Source organism: Bordetella ansorpii (assembly GCF_900078315.1).
In the GTDB taxonomy this organism is placed as follows: Bacteria; Pseudomonadota; Gammaproteobacteria; order Burkholderiales; family Burkholderiaceae_B; genus Bordetella; species Bordetella ansorpii.
The window spans coordinates 997,436-1,013,010 of record NZ_FKBS01000029.1 but is presented as its reverse complement, the minus strand read 5'-3'; the positions used below and the strand labels follow the sequence as shown (position 1 = coordinate 1,013,010).

The following is a 15,575-nucleotide window of genomic DNA, read 5'->3' as shown; positions in this document are numbered from 1 at the left end:
GGTCTCTCTGGAGGCGTGGCCGAGTGGTTGAAGGTACTCCCCTGCTAAGGGAGCATGTGGGCAAAAACCTGCATCGAGGGTTCGAATCCCTCCGCCTCCGCCAGAATTGAAAACCCCGTGACGAAAGTCACGGGGTTTTTCTTTGGTGCGCTATGTCTCCGGGCCGCCCGTCAGTAGTGGCGTCGCGCCTGCACCACGTAAATGGTTCCGCCTTCAGGCAAGTAAACCAGGCGGTTTTCCTGATCGATTCGGCGAGACCAGAAACCACTGAGTTCGCCTTTGAGCGGCTCGGGCTTTCCCGTTCCTTTGAACGGATCCCTTCGACACTCCTCAAGCAACCGATTGATGACGGTTACCTTCGCAGGGTCGTGTTGCTGCCAATATAGATAGTCTTCCCAAGCATGCTGGGTCCAGCAGAAGGCGCTGCCTTTGGCTTCATTCTTGTTCTTGCCTTTCTTTGTGCTCATTACCTAGCAATTCCCGAAACTGGGCGTGACCAGCCTTGAGCTGAGCGATCGACTCCATCAATCGAGTTGCGTTCTTGGCATTACCCAACAAATGCATGGTCTCGACCATGCTGTTGTAGTCTTCCAGGGACATCATCACTACGTGTGCTCCCCGCTGGCGGGTGATCACGGTAGGTTCATGGTGCACGCAAACATCGTCCATCGCTTGCTTGAAACTGGCGCGTGCCTCGCTAAAAGTTAAGACGTTCATGTTGTTCGGCGTATCTAACGCCGCTCTCATGCAGAAGTTCCGAAGAGTGCGTTTCGCACCCATGTGGACCAGGCTTCCCGTTTCGTTTCGCCCAGTCATGACAGGGTTTGCCTGTCCTGCCAGCATTGTACTATGTTTTGTACTAAATTAGTACAATGATTTGTACCATGATGGCGCGTTCATGCAGTTCTTCTGAAAGGTGAGGGAAATGTCGATCTATAACGCCTTGCATGAGCCCTTGAAAGAAGGCGTCAAAGCCGCCTGGCGGCAACTGTGCCAGGAAGCCGATCCACGGGACATCTACGTGTTCGCCATCGATCCGGGCGACGACCTGGGCACGTCTGTGTCCATCGCCGCCAATACCGAGTCCACGTTGTCCGATTGCGATTCGGAACTCGAACGGCTCGAGTTGCGCTGGTCCATGCCGGATTGGACGTACGCCTTTTTCGGCGACGAGGAACTGTCGGCATTCAACGACGCGTTCAGCGCCGATCACCCCGATCCTTATGCGCTGGACGATGAGCAGGCCGAGACGCACATCGAAGCCTTCTTCGGACTGTGCGTATCCGTATTGCGGGAGCTCGATGCCGAAGGCCTGTTCGGCACGGGCGCCCAGCGTGAACGTCTGCTGCTGGGCGTGATCTGGTCCGATCAGTCGGACGACAGTATGGTCGACTTCGCGAGCCAGACCAATGCGGCGCCGCAGGTCGAGGCGTTTCGGCAAGCGCTGATGCGGCTGCGCGAGCTGCAAGGTGCGGCCTACCGCTGAGCGCACCGGGGCGGGCAGGCACGTCCACTTTCGGCGTGTGGCGGCGATCGCATTCGGAGTATGATTGGACTGGATAAATATCCAGTCATCCGGCACACTCTCTTCCGCGTTCGGCATGTTCCCCGAGCACCGCTACTACTACCTGCACAACTTCCAGCAAGCCTTGGATTGGCTGGCCGCGCGCTATGCCGATGTGTTCAGCCCCGGCGAGCAGGAGTTCCTGCGCGTGTTCCCGGGCCTGCCCAGGCCCGCGCGGGCGTTGCTGGTCCGCCTCGTCATGCGCCGGCACACGGTGTTCCGCGCGCAGCGCTTGCAGTACGAGGAAATCGGGCCGGTCGTGCCGGCGGCCGAACCCTTGCTCGCGCTGGGGTGGCTGCGCGCCGATCCCGTTCTGCCGTGGTCCGACTGGGCGGCCTTGCACACCAAGGACGAGCTGGCCAGGCGCTATCCCCAGGCAGCGCTGCGCGTGTCGTTGCGCAAGGCCGAACTGCTGGCCGCGCTCGAAGCCGCACTGGGCGAGCCGAACAGCCGGCCCTGCAGCGGCTGGGGGGCCGGGCCCGACGAAGCCATCTGGTCGGTCGAGGTCGCGCCGCTGGTGCGGCGGCTGCGCCTGATGTTCTTCGGCAATCTCGACCAGGCCTGGTCCGAGTTCGTGCTGGCCGACCTGGGCATCTTCCAGTACGAGCAGGTCGCCATCGATGCCGGCAACCGGGCCTTCCTGTGCGCGGCCGACGTCGACGTCTATCTTGCCTTGCAGGATGTCCGCGATCAGCTCGACGCCGCCCAACCGGATCAGGCCGCCGCCTTGCATGCGCAGGTGGCCGCCTGCGCAACCGCCGTGCCCTGGCTGGCGCGCCGGCAGGCCAAGGTGTGGTTCCGCCTGGGGCAATGGTGCGAGCGTGCCGCAGATTGGGAGCAGGCCGAACGGGCCTATCGCGCCAGCGTCCATTCCGGGGCGCGCCAGCGGCTGATCCGCGTGCTGGAGCGCCAGCAACGGTTTGCCGAGGCCCACGCGCTGGCCGGACAGGCGCTCGATCATGCCGAAAGCGAGACCGAACGGCAATTGGTTCGCCGCATGATGCCGCGCCTGGCGCGCCAGACGGGCTTGGCCGTTGCGCCAGGACGCGCCGGCCCGCCGTTGACCCCTTCGATGCTGACGCTGTCGCGGCCCGTCGATGATTGCCGCGTCGAACTCGCCGCGCGCGATCACTTTGCCGGCGAGGGCGCCCGCGTGCATTGGGTCGAGAACGGCCTGATCAATTCGCTGTTCGGGCTGCTGTGCTGGGATGCCGTTTTCCAGCCGGTGGCCGGCGCCTTCTTCCATCCCTTCCAACGCGGGCCAGCCGACCTGCACGAGCCCGGCTTTCGCGCGCGCCGGGCGCAGGCGTTCGATGCCTGCCTGGATACCTTGCGCACGGGCGGCTATCGCGAACGCATCCTGGCGCGCTTCCAGCAGAAAGCGGGCATCCAGTCGCCTTTCGTGTCCTGGGGCATGCTGACGCCCGAGTTGCTCGGCCTGGCGCTGGACTGCATCCCCGCCGAACACCTGGCGCTGTGGTTCGCGCGGCTGCTCGACGACCTGGGCGCCAACCGGTCCGGCCTGCCCGACCTGGCGCGCTTCTGGCCCGCCGAGCGGCGCTACGAACTGATCGAAGTGAAGGGCCCCGGCGACCGTCTGCAGGACAACCAGATCCGGTGGCTGGAATACGCCGTGGCGCACGGCTTGCCGGTACGGGTCTGCCACGTGCGTTGGGCCGTGCGCCAGGAACAGGCCGCATGAAACTCGAAGTGGCCGTACGCACGTTGTGCGACTTCACCGCGCGCGCGGGCGACCTGGATTCGCGTTTCACGCCCGCGCCCACGGCGCTGGAAGGCATGGCGGGCCATGCGGTCATCGCGCAACGGCGGCCCGACCATTTCGAGCACGAGATCGTGCTGACGGCAACCCACGCCGGCCTGACGGTGCGCGGCAGGGCGGATGGCTACGATCCGCGGGAATCCCGTGTCGAAGAGGTGAAGACCTATCGCGGCGATCTCGATGCGCTGCGCGACAACCAGCGCGCGCTGCACGGCGCCCAGGCGCGCGTGTATGGCCACATGCTGTGCGTGGCGCGCGAACTGACCGAAATCACCGTGGCCGTGGTGTATTTCAATCTCGACACCGAGGCCGAAACCGTGGTTGCCGAGACCCTGCAGGCCAGCGCATTGCAGGCCTCGTTCCAGGACATGTGCGAACGGTATGCCGACTGGGCCGGGCGCGAGCGCGCGCACCGCGAAGGGCGCGACGGGGCGCTGGAGGCCATGGCTTTTCCGCACGGCAAGATGCGGACCGGGCAGCGCGAGCTTGCGGTGGCCGTGTATCGCGCCGCGCGCGATGGCCATCCCGTCATGGCGCAGGCGCCGACGGGCGTGGGCAAGACGCTGGGCACGCTGTTTCCCTTGCTCAAGGCCTGCGCCACTCAAGGGCTGGACAAGGTGTTCTTCCTGTCGGCAAAGGGACCGGGCCATGCACTGGCGCTGGACGCCGTGTCGCGGTTGCGCGCTTCGCATGCCGAGGGGCTGCCGCTGCGCGTGGTCGAGCTGGTGGCGCGCGAGAAATCGTGCGCGCATTCCGACCGCGCCTGTCATGGCGAGTCCTGCCCGCGTGCGCGCGGGTTCTACGACCGCCTGCCGGCCGCGCGGGCCGCTGCGCTGGCGGACGCCGGCGCCACGCTGACGCGCGTGGCGGTTCGCGCGGTGGCCGATACCCACGACGTCTGCCCGTATTACCTGGGCCAGGAACTGGCGCGCTGGAGCGACGTGGTGGTGGGCGACTACAACTACTGGTTCGATGCGAACGCGATGCTGTACGCGCTGACGCTGGTGCACCAATGGCGCGTGGCGGTGGCCGTGGACGAGGCGCACAACCTGCTGGACCGCGCCAGAAGCATGTACAGCATCACGCTGTCCACCGATGATGTCCGCGCCGCGCGCGCCGCCGCGCCCAAGGCCCTGCGCAAGCCGCTGGATGGGTTGCTGCGTTCGTGGCGGGCCTTGCAGAAAAAACAGCAGACAGACTACGCCGCCTACGACATGGTGCCGGGCGGCCTGCGCGACACCGCGCAGCGCGCCAGCGCGGCACTGGCCGAGCACTTTGCCGGCGTCGCCGGATCGCCGGACGATCCCGCGCTGGCGCTGCATTTCGCGTTGCTGCAATTCGGGCGCCTGGCCGACGGCTTCGGCAATCACGCGCTGTTCGACCTGACGGTCACGGGCGAGGCGAGCCCGCCTGGCGGGCCCGCGTCGCAGATCTGCATCCGCAACGTCGTGCCCGCGCCGTACCTGGCCGCGCGGCATGCGGCGGCGCGCTGCACCGTGCTGTTCTCTGGCACGCTCAGTCCGCCGGATTTCCACCTGGACACGCTGGGCCTGCCCGCCAGCACGGGCTGGGTCGACGTCGCCGCGCCGTTCTCGGCCGAGCAGTTGCGCGTCAGTGTCGTGGCGGGCGTCTCCACCCGCTGGCGCGACCGGGCGCGTTCATTGGCCCCGATCGCCGACCTGGTCGCCGCGCAGTATGCGGCCCGGCCCGGCAACTACCTGGTGTTTCTCAGCAGCTTTGCCTACCTCGAACAGGTGGCGCGGCGCATGGCCGCCGCGCATCCCGACGTGCCCCAATGGTCGCAGGCCCCTCGCATGAGCGAAGACCAGCGCGCGGACTTCCTGGCCCGCTTCACGGAAGCGGGGCGCGGCGTGGGGTTCGCGGTATTGGGCGGCGCCTTCGCCGAGGGCGTGGATCTGCCCGGGCGGCGGCTGATCGGCGCCTTCGTCGCCACGCTGGGCCTGCCGCAGGTCAACCCGGTCAACGAGCAGATCCTGGCCGCGATGGGCGCGCGCTATGGCCAGCAGATGGCCTATGACTACACCTATCTGTATCCCGGATTGCAGAAGGTGGTGCAGGCCGCCGGGCGCGTGATCCGCACCGAGACGGATACCGGAACGGTGCATCTGATCGACGACCGTTTCCGCCAGCGCAAGGTGCGGGCGTTGTTGCCGGAATGGTGGCGCGTGGACGAGTCTTCCGGGGGCGTTATTCTAAGGGCACAGACAGCTTGAACGTGCTTGCGCCGGGGGCCGTGCGATGAGCAATGCACCCGCGTCATCGCTGGCAAACACAGGATTCAAAAACGATGGCAAACGGCCAGTTTCACACAGTGCGTTTTCTCAACAACAATCCTGCTGATATAGAAATGCGGGAAGACCAGGGTTATGAAGAAGAGACTCACAACGGTTTTGTGGCACCGGATGTCGGCTGGCAAGTTATTTTCGCGAATCCCGCCAGATATCTGGCTTGGGTGAGAAGAGCTGCGTTTGCCAACGTCAATCCGGACGGTTCTTTCGGGCCGGGTTTCCGGCCTGATTCTTCCAAGTTGGCCAAGTTGGATTCTCTGCGCCAAGGCGTACGAGGATGGCTTGGAATCACGCTGGTCAGTGAAAAATCCGCCAACACGTATTCCTTTATTGACGGTCGGCATCGCGCATATTGGTTGGCGATAAACAACGCGGTTTCGGTGCCGCTTCTCGTTCCCGCACATCAGGTCGCTCATTTTAAGGATTTCTTGTAGGCGTTCGAGCCGGTGCATGCCGTTGGCGAGCATACGGTGATCTGTTCGTCCTGCGTCGTCGCCGCTTCGAACTGGGCCATCTCCGGCTCAGGCGTCATGAGACACACATACAAAAAGCGGCACTGCCCGAAGCCAGTGCCGCTTTTGTTTCACCGACTCACCCCTGAGGGTGACTCAGCGGCCGGGGATCAGAAACCCGACACTTCGATCAGCGTCTTGCCCATCGGGCGCGGGTTCAGCGGGTCTTGCTTGATGCTGTCGTTCAGCTGGTTCACGATGCCGGGCTTGAACACTTCCTGGGCCTGGATCAGCTCGTTGGAGAAACGGCCGCCTTCGACCAGCGTGCCGCCGACCGGCAGGTCGGAGAAGCGCACCACCGTCAGCTGACGCGTGTCACCCAGCAGCGAGCTGGCCAGATCGGCGTTGGCGTTCGGCGAGTCGATGTTCACGACACGGCCTTCCACCGCGTTGCCGCTGGTGTTGCCGTTGACCACGTTCTGGCCGCGCAGGGTCACGGTGCCCACGTTGCCGCCCTGGCCCGTCGAGATGCTGTTGACGGTGACCGTGTTGGCCGCTGCGTAGGTGATGTCGCCCGTGCCGGACGAGGTCTTGGCCGAGTTGGCCATGTCGATGTTGCCGCCGCTGTTGACGGTGACGTTGCCCGATCGCGTGGCCACGACATTACCCGACTGCCTGACGTCGCCAGCGGCCTGCAGCGTGATGTCGCCGCCGCCGGTGTTGCTGACGTTGCCGTCGACGGCCAGCTGGCCCGCCGTGTTCACCACCACATTGCCGCCCGTGGCCGAGGTGTTGCCCAGCGACAGGGTGCCCTGGTTCAGGTTGTTGAGCTGGGCGCCGCCGTTGCCGGCTTGTGCCGAGACCGCGTTGGTGCGCAGGTTCAGCGCGCCGTTGGCATCGCCCAGGCCCACGCCGGCGTTCAGCAGCACGTTCTGCGCCGTGATCGCCGAGGAGCCCTGCACCGCGTTGCGGATCGAGCCCTGGACGGCGTTGATGGACGCCGTCTGCGTGCCGGCATTGACCTGGTCGACAATCACGTCGCCGGTGCGGCTGGTCACGTTGACGTCGCCGTTGCTGGCGGTGGCCGTCAGCCTGGCCAGGCCGTCCTGCTCGTCGATGGTGATCGCCTGGCCGTTGGCGGTCAACGTGTTGACGCGGGTGCCAGCGTTGACGTTGCCCGAGGCGGTCAGGTTGGCCGAGTCGGCCACGATGCGGGTGTCGGCGTTGCCGTCGTCCTGCTGCGAACCGGCTTCGGTGGTCAGCATGGCCGTGCCCGTGGCGCTGACGTTGCCGACCGTGGCGTCGCCCTGGCGAACCACCAGGGTGGCGTCGCCGCCGCCGGTGCTCAGGTTGGACACCGTCACGGCGTTGGCCTGATCGATGCTGGCGTTGCCGGTGGCGGTGCTGGCGTCGATCGTCTTGACGTCGGTGACCAGCGCGCCGCGCTCGCCGTTGCCGATGCCGGTGCCCGCGGACAATTGCAGGTTGTTGGCCACGACGTTGGCCTGCGAGACCGGCAGGGACAGCACGGCAACGCGGTTCAGCACGTTGTTGCGGGCCTGGCCTTGCGTGATGGCTTCGCCGGCCTGCAGCGACACGTTGTTCGCGCCGTAGCCCGCGTTGACGCTCTGCACGTCGATGCTGCCGGCCGCGCTGACAGCGATGTCGCCGCTGTCGGTGCGCACCGAGCGCAGGGTGGCCGAGCCCGAGTCGCGCAGCGCGATCGTGGCGCCGCCGCCGTAGGCGTTGGCGTTGATCGTGTTGGCGCGCGTCGCGGCGTCGATGCCGTTCTGGGCCGTCAGGGTCAGCGTGTCGGCCTGGATGCGGCCGTCGGCGCTGCCCATCTCGATGCGGCCGTCGCTGTACAGATCAGCGGTGCCCTGGGTGGCCCGCACGTCCTTGGCGCTGATGTTGCCGCCCGCCGAGAGGTAGACCGAACCGTTGGCGGCGATCAGCTTCTCCAGCGAGATGGCATCGGCTTCGCTGACGTTGATGTCGCCGGCGCCGGTGTTCTCGGCGGTCAGCTGGTTCACCGAGGTGTTCAGCATGGAGCCGCCCGCGCCGATGCCGGTCGCGGCCTTGGCGTTCAGCGTGGCGGCCTGCACGTGCTGGCCGACGCCCGCATTGGCGAGGATGGCGCCCGCGTCGGACGTCAGCGCGACGTTGCCGCCGGTGGTGCGGATGTCGTTGACGGCGATGTTGCCCTGGGCCTTGTAGGTCACCGAGCGAGCGGCGCCCGCCGTGGTGCGGGTGCCCTCGGCCATCGTGATGCCTTCGGCGCCGCCGGTGACGGACACGTTGCCGGTGGTGGCGGTGACGTGGGCGTTCTGGGCCACGTGCTTGCTGGCCGAGACGGTGACGTCGCCGGTCGCCGATTGCACCTGGTCCTGCAGCGTGACGTCGCCGCCGGTGGACTTGACGTCCACGTTGCGGCCGGCCTGCAGGCCGTAGGTCAGGACGTTGCCGGAGGCGTCGTAGGCGAGGGTGCCGTTGGTGCCCGCGACCGAGCGGGTGCCCTGGGCCATGGTGATGCCGTCCAGGCCGGCGCGCACCTGCACGCTGCCCGCGGTGGCCTGGGTGTTGGCCTGCTGGCTGATGCCGCCGTTCAGCGCGGCCAGCGCCACGTTGCCCGTGGCCGAGGTGATGGCCGCGTTCTGCGTGATGCCGCCGTCGTTGCTGGTGACGTTGATGTTGCCGCCCGCCGTCAGCACCTGGGTGCTGACGTTGCCATCGGCGGTGTAGGCGATGGTCTTGCCGGCGCCCGCCGAGGTGGTGGTGCCGGCGGCCATCGTGATGCCCTGGCTGCCGCCGGTGACGCTGACGTTGCCCGCGGTCGCCGTGGTGTTGGCGTTCTGGGTGACGCCGCCGGCCGAGCCGGAGGCCAGCGCGATGTTGCCGGCCGTCGAGGTGATGGTGTTGAACTGCGTCACGCTGCCGTTGTTGCTGGTGACGTTGACGTCGCTGCCGGCCGTCAGGGTGCGCGCGGCGATGTTGCCATCGGCGGTGTAGGCGATGGTCTTGCCGGCGCCCGCCGAGGTGGTGGTGCCGGCGGCCATCGTGATGCCCTGGCTGCCGCCGGTGACGCTGACGTTGCCCGCGGTCGCCGTGGTGTCGGCGTTCTGGGTGACGCCGCCGGCCGAGCCGGAACTCAGCAGGATGTCGCCGGCGTCCGACGTCAGCGTGCCTTGCTGCAGCACGTTGCCGGTGTTGGACTTGACGCCGATGCCGGTGCCCGCCTGGATGGCGCGGGTGGTGATGTTGGCGTCGGCCACGTAGTTCACGGCGGCGCCGGCGGTCGTGCGGGTGCCGGCGGCCATCGTGATGTTGCCGGTGCGGTTGGCCGAGGAGGCGTTGCCGGTGGTGGCCGACAGGTCGACCTTGCCTGCGGTGGCCGTGATGTCGGCGTTCTGCGCCAGCGCGCCGCGGGTCGTGCCCAGGGCGATGTCGCCGCGATCGGCGGTGACGGCGGCATCCTGCGTCAGGCCGGTGGCGGCCTGCAGCGAGATGTTGCCGGCCAGGTCGTCCGAACCCGTGGTGGCGACCGCGTTGGACACGGTCATCTTGCCGCCCAGGGCGGTCACGTCGATGTCGCCGGTGGCTTGCAGGCCGATGACGTCGTCGGTCACGGGAGCGAGCGGGGGCGGCGGCGGCACGTCGGAGAACGCTTCGTTCGCGCGGGCCAGCTGGCCGATCGTCAGGTCGCCCGTCAGGTCGTTGACGGCGATGCCGCCCGTGCCGCCGTCGGCGGCCAGGGTGGCGACGTTCACGTTCAGGGCCTTCGTGCCGCCGATGCCTTGATGGCCGCGCATCGCCAGCGTGCTGGCGGTGATGTTGGCCTGGGCGTCGGTGCGCGCGTTCAGGATCTGGCCGTCCACGGCCGCCAGCACGACGCCCTTGCCGGCGCCGCTGGCTTCGATGGTGTCGACGTTCATGTTGCCGGTGGACACCAGGCTGACGTTGCCTTCGGTCGTGGCGACACGCTTGACGGTCAGTTCGCGGTCGGTCAGCTCGGCGTTGCCGGCCTCGATGATGTCGATGTTGCCGCTGCCGGTGGCCGTCAGGTTGTTGGCGCTGACGCGGATGCGGTCCTGGTCGCTGGTGACGCCGGTGTCGCCGATGTAGCTGCCGGCCTTCAGCACCAGGTTGTCGGCGCTGATGTAGCTGCTGGCCACCGTGCGGCCCAGGTCGCGCGAGATGCCTTCGCTGGCTTCCAGCGTGGCGGTGCGGTTGGCGCCTTGCAGCGAGACCTGGCCGACCGTCATGTTGCCTTCGGTCTTGATCGAGGCATTGCCGTCCAGCAGCGCGACCTCGTCGGCCAGCAGGTCGCCGCCCGTGTTGACCACGGTCAGGTTGCCCGGCACGTCGATGCCGGCGGCCAGTTGGCGCACGTTGGTGTCCAGCGTGGCGTTGCCCTTGGCGACGATCTCCAGGCGATGGCCCGACACGTCGGCCACGTCGTCCTGGCCGTTGGTGATGGCGCCGCCGCTGACCAGGCGGACCGTATCCGTGGTCTTGTTGCCGCCGGCGATGGCCTCGTCCACGGCCAGGTCGCCGTCCGTGGCCAGCGTGATGCTGTCGGCGGCGGTGACGCCGCTGACGGCGCCGGCCGTGCCGATGGTCAGCAGCGCGCCGCCGTTGGCGTTGGAGATGTAGGCGCCGCCATCCGCGGCCTGCGCGGCCAGCGTGGACGTCTGGGTGAAGACGGTGTTGTCGGTCAGCGGGTTGGCGTCGACGTCGCCGCCGATGCTGCGGCCAGCGATCAGCGACACCAGCGGCGAGATCAGCTTGCCGCCCTGGCCGACGATATCGCCACGCGCGTTCAGCGTGATCGACTTGTCGCTGGACACGTTGCCGACGACGCCGATGTTGTTGGCGGCATAGGCATCGATGACTTTGCCCGAGGCCACGGCGATGTTGCCCAGGCCCAGGTTGCTGTCCGACTTCAGGTACAGGTCGGTGTTCAGCGTGCCGTTGATGTTCAGCTGATTGGCGCTGATGCCCAGGGGCTTGGCGGCCGAGCTGTCGATGTCCTTGTTCAGGACGACGGCGGTCTGGCTCTGCTCCAGCACCTTCAGGGCCGCGTCGCGGGCGATCTGGGCGCGGTACAGGGCAACGCCGAGCGTGTTGTACGAGGTCGCCGTCACGTCGCGGTCCAGTTGGGCCTTGAGCATGTCGCCCAGCGACGAGGTCACACCGGCCAACGCCTGGTCCAGCTGGTTGTTCATGTCGGCCAGTTCGCCTTCCTTCGGGTCCAGCGTCAGGCGCTGGAACACGTCGACGGCGGTCTGGGCGACGGACAGCGCCAGGTCGATGCCGGCGAACACCAGGTCGGCGCCGCCGTCACCCGAGAACGGGATGGCCTGCGCGCCGGCTGCCGCGAACGAGGCGGCGTCCTTGGCGATGCCGGCGGCGGTCAGCACGTCGTTCAATGCCTGGAACGTGGCGCTCAACGCATCCACTTCCGCCTGAAGATCATTCACTTCCTTCTGCGTGGCATTGGCGTTGGCCTGTGCCTGCGCGAGTTTCTGCTGGGCTTCGACCAGGGCGCGTTGATACGTGCGCAACTCGGCCTCGTAGACGTCATAGACGGTCTGCGTGCTGTTGACCTCGGCAACCTTCTGGTCGTGGTTGTTGCCCATGGTCTCCCGGACGTATTTCGCATCCTCCAGGTCGGGCGTATGGGCTTCGAGCGTGACCACGTTGCCGCGGATGTTCTCGGTGGTCCCGTTGCCGTCGATGATGATGCCCTTGCGTGCGATGACCGTGACGTCGCCCGTCGTGCCGGCATCCAGCAGGCCGATGCTGATGTTGGAAGCGGCCTCCAGGCGGATGTCGCCGCCGTGCGTGCGCACGTTGCCTGCCACGATGGCGCCGAGATAGCCCAGGCGCGACTCGCCCAGCGCGCTCATGGTGACGTCGCCGCCGTTGCCCTGGGCGTCGGCCCACAGTTCGATGGTGTCGGCCGTGTTCAGGAACACGATGTGGCCCACCGTGGCGATCAGTTCCAGCGAGCCGCCCGTGTCCATCTGGATCGTGCCGCCGTTCTGGTTCAGGATCGTGATGTCGGTGGCCGTGATGGAGACCTTAGAGGCGCCCTTGCCCTGCAGCGAGTCGGCGTCGACGATGATGGCGCCGGTATTGGCGGCGTGCACGGCGCCCGAGCCGCCCGACGCGGCCAGGTAGTTCACGTTCAGGGCCAGTTCGCCATTGTTGCCCACGCCGCGGTCGGCGGACACGTTCAGGCGGCCGGCCGAGATGTTGGCGGCCGTCTTGTCGGTGCGTGCGTCCTCGATGCTGCCGGTGCTGGCCAGCGTCACGGTGGAGGAGCCCGCCGTGATCTTCTTCACCTGAATGCCGGCGTTGGCGCCGCCACCGTTGGCGATGCTGATGTTGCCGTCCGATCCCGCGCTGGTGGCGCGCTCGATCAGCAGGGGGCGGTTGCCGTTGTTGACGACATAGATACCGCCATTGATGGTGTCGATGACCAGCTTGTCGACCTGCATCTGGATGGCGTTGGCGTCACCGTTCTGGCCAAAGGAACGGGTGTTCGCGGTCAGGGTGCCGGTGATGATGTTCTGGGCGGGGCTGCCGGAGGCGCGGGTGGCGCCGCCGACCATCGTCAGGTTGATCGCGCCTCCGGCCTGCAGCACGCCGATGGCGGCGTCGCCGGACAGGTTCAGGTCGATCGTGGTGTTGGCGCCGTTGGCGATGGCGTCCAGGCGGGCCAGCGAGCCGATGTTGGCGGCATTGATGTTGCCGTCGGTGGCCGTCAGGTTCAGCGCGCCGGTGGTCGTGGTGCCCAAGGCGCGATCGGCCGAGCCCAGGCTGCTGCCCGAGACGGTGATCGCGGCGCCGCTGATGCGGCGGTCTTCGGCGGTCTGCACCGAACCCGCGGCGGTCAGGGACACGTTGCGCGTGGCGTTGACGTTGTCGATCACCAGGTCGCCGCTGGTGTTGCCCAGCGTGACGTCGCCCGTGGCGCCGGCGGTGGTCGCGTCCAGCGTCAGCGTGGCGGCCGTGTTCTGGGCCACCGTGAAGGCGCCGTTGCCGGCCGCGCCCTTGATGTAAGAGGCCGCGGTGCGGTCGAAGGTGATGGCGCCGGTGGCCGTGGCGCCGATCTTCTCGGCGGTGACCAGCGTGCCGGTCTCCTGCGTGATCGAGCCCAGCGCGCTCAGCGTCAGGCTCTTGGCGGCGGTGATGTCGCCGCGCAGGTCGATGGCGTCCTTGGCCGTCAGGCTGAGGTTCTGCAGCGTGCCGCCGGCGCTCAGTTGCCGGGTGGCGCTGTCGTACTTGGTCTCGCCGCCGGTGTAGGACACGGCGACGGTGCCGCGCACGGTCGTCGCGTCCAGGTCTTCCAGGGCGCGGTCGTTGGCGATGTAAGTGCCGGCGGTGGTCGCGGTGGTCGCGGTGGTCAGGCCGCGGACGCTGGTTTCCAGACGGTTGGAGGCTGCGCCGATGTCGTTGCGCGCACGCATTTCCAGCGTGTCGGCGGTCACGTTGTTGGCGTCGCCGTTGTTGTCGGAGATGCTGCCTTGTGCTGCGCCCAGGGTGACGTTGCCGCCGGCCGCGTCGATGCTGCCCAGGCGCAGGTTGCCCTGCGTCACGTCGACGCTGACGTCGTTGCCCGTGCCTTGCGCGGTGATCGACTCGACCGTCAGGCCGTTGTTGTCGCTGAGGTGCACGCCGCCGTTGCCGGCGGTGGCGGCCACGCTTTCGGTGCGCAGTTGCGCCGCCGAGCCCGCGCTGCCGATGGCGCCCGAGGCCTTCAGGTCCACGCGCTTGGCGGTCAGGGTGGCCGCCGCGTTGGCGGAGGCGTTGGTCTCGCTATCGTTGCTGGCCACCGTGGTGACGATGCTGCCGCCGGTGGTCTCCAGCGCAATCTCGGCGCCGGCCGCCAGGGCGCCGCCCAGGGTGACGTTGCCGTCGGACTTCAGGCGGATCTTGGTCGTGCCCGGATCCCCGTTGCTCAGGGTCACGGTGCCGTCGGCCTGGGCGATCGGCAGCAGCGAGCTGTTGCTGCCGTTGATGCTGACCATCTGGCCGGCCGACATGGCGCCCAGCACCAGGTCGCCGCCCGTGTTGGCGATGTTGATGCTGCCGTCCTGCGTCGACGCGGCCAGGCTGCGCACGCTGGTGCTGACGGCCTGGCCGTCGGTGCCGATGCTCTGGTCGGACACCAGGTTGGCGCCCCACGCGGTCACGTTGGTGGCGCCGCTCAGGCCCGTCATCGCGCCGTTGCGCGCGGTGATGATGGCGCGGTATTGCGTATCGCCGTCGACGACGCCCGTGGTGACTTCCTTCAGTGCCACGCCGCCGTCGGTGTCGGTGACGATGACATGGCCGCTGGCGGCCTTGGCGGTCAGCGTCACGGCATCCACGCGCAGGGCCTGGCCCTCGGCGCCTACCGATTTGCCCGCGCCGGTCACTTCCAGGCGCAGGTCGTTGGCCTTGGTGACGCTGTCGGCGCCCGTGGTGATGCTGTCGGTGGCCACCAGATTGGTGTTCACGCGGCCCACGTCCTGGCCGACGGTCAGGCCCTGGATCTTGCCGTTCTGGGCGATCTCGGCGCCCTTGACGTCCACCAGCGACGTGGCTTCGACCACGCCTTCGTTGGAGACCAGCGAGGACATCAGGCCGCTGACCTGGTTGGCCGTCAGGGCCACCGTGCCGGCGGTGATCTTGCCGGTCGCGGTGTTGGTCACGCCGGCCTTGGTGCCGCCGGTGCCCGTGGTGCCGGTGGCCGTCAGCGCGTCGGCCGACAGGTTGATCAGGTTGTTGCCCGTCAGGTCGATCGTGGCCTTGTTGCCGGCGGCCAGGGTGACCTTGCCCAGCTGGGCGACGATCTCGCCGTTGTTGTCGACCGAGGTGGCGACGAGGTAGACGAAGCCGTTGTCGGCGGCGGTGATCTTGCCGTTGTTGGTGATCTTCTGGCCGGCGGCGGTGTCGGAGAAGGCCAGTTGGCTGCCGTTGGCGATGAAGGCGTCGATGGCGCCCTGCGAATCGTCGCTGAGCTTGAGCGTGGTGGCCAGCAGGCTGCCCACGTTGATCTCGGCGCCGGCGCCGATCAGGATGCCGTTGGGGTTCAGCAGGAACAGCTTGCCGTTGGCCTTGAGCTGGCCCATGATCTCCGAGGCGGCCGGACCGGTCACGCGGTTGACGGCGATGGAGTTGGCGTTGTTCTGGATGAACTGGACCAGGTCGCCGGCGCTGACGCCGAACTTCTGCCAGTCGATGAACGCGCGGTCCGTCGTCTGGTTGATCTGCAGGCCGTTCAAGATGGCGGTGATGGCCGCGTTGCCGCCGCGCACCGTGGCGTCGCCGACGGTGGGCGTCTGGGCCGCGGCGCCGAAGCCCGCGCCCATCAGGGCGGCGGAGACGGCGGACAGAATGAAAGTCTTGCGCACGTCCGGGCGTGCTTGCTTCTTGCTGGACATTGTTCTTTACCTGAAATTTTTGCGTAGATGAGGCGC

General features: G+C 67.5%; 7 protein-coding genes and 1 tRNA gene. 5 read left to right on the top strand and 3 right to left on the bottom strand.

The genetic code is table 11. The features are described from left to right. The first annotated feature begins 9 nt into the window (after window positions 1–9). A tRNA-Ser gene (locus A7W11_RS26215) sits at window positions 10–103 on the top strand. A gap of 67 nt (window positions 104–170) precedes the next feature. Here A7W11_RS26215 and A7W11_RS27770 read toward each other — a convergent pair. Both A7W11_RS27770 and A7W11_RS26210 read right to left on the bottom strand, forming a co-directional pair. Beyond that, on the bottom strand, window positions 171–467 hold the full coding sequence (locus tag A7W11_RS27770; protein WP_082887494.1) for a Txe/YoeB family addiction module toxin: 297 nt from the start codon (window positions 465–467) through the stop codon (window positions 171–173). After that, window positions 436–747 carry a type II toxin-antitoxin system Phd/YefM family antitoxin gene (locus A7W11_RS26210; RefSeq protein ID WP_328587241.1) on the bottom strand — a complete coding sequence of 104 codons (312 nt, stop codon included), beginning with the start codon at window positions 745–747 and terminating at the stop codon, window positions 436–438. The genes A7W11_RS27770 and A7W11_RS26210 overlap by 32 nt, the downstream gene beginning before the upstream one ends. A 178-nt stretch (window positions 748–925) precedes the next feature. On the opposite strand from A7W11_RS26210, the gene A7W11_RS26205 reads away from it, so the two are divergent. The 4 genes from A7W11_RS26205 to A7W11_RS28215 all read left to right on the top strand — a co-directional run bounded on the left by A7W11_RS26205 (window position 926) and on the right by A7W11_RS28215 (window position 6,087). Further along, window positions 926–1,486, top strand: a complete 561-nt coding sequence (locus A7W11_RS26205; protein WP_066421133.1) for a DUF4303 domain-containing protein — start codon at window positions 926–928, stop codon at window positions 1,484–1,486. 64 nt (window positions 1,487–1,550) lie between these two features. Continuing rightward, a complete protein-coding gene (locus tag A7W11_RS26200) occupies window positions 1,551–3,266 on the top strand; it encodes a VRR-NUC domain-containing protein (protein WP_328587240.1) in 1,716 nt (571 codons plus the stop codon). Beyond that, the gene (locus A7W11_RS26195; protein WP_066421122.1) at window positions 3,263–5,578 is read left to right on the top strand and encodes an ATP-dependent DNA helicase; all 2,316 of its coding nucleotides are present in this window, start codon (window positions 3,263–3,265) and stop codon (window positions 5,576–5,578) included. The genes A7W11_RS26200 and A7W11_RS26195 overlap by 4 nt, the downstream gene beginning before the upstream one ends. 74 nt (window positions 5,579–5,652) lie before the next feature. Continuing rightward, window positions 5,653–6,087 carry a hypothetical protein gene (locus A7W11_RS28215; RefSeq protein WP_156523241.1) on the top strand — a complete coding sequence of 145 codons (435 nt, stop codon included), beginning with the start codon at window positions 5,653–5,655 and terminating at the stop codon, window positions 6,085–6,087. Between the two features lie 188 nt (window positions 6,088–6,275). On the opposite strand, the gene A7W11_RS26190 is transcribed toward A7W11_RS28215, so the two are convergent. After that, window positions 6,276–15,539 carry a beta strand repeat-containing protein gene (locus A7W11_RS26190; RefSeq protein WP_066421119.1) on the bottom strand — a complete coding sequence of 3,088 codons (9,264 nt, stop codon included), beginning with the start codon at window positions 15,537–15,539 and terminating at the stop codon, window positions 6,276–6,278. Window positions 15,540–15,575 lie beyond the last annotated feature (36 nt).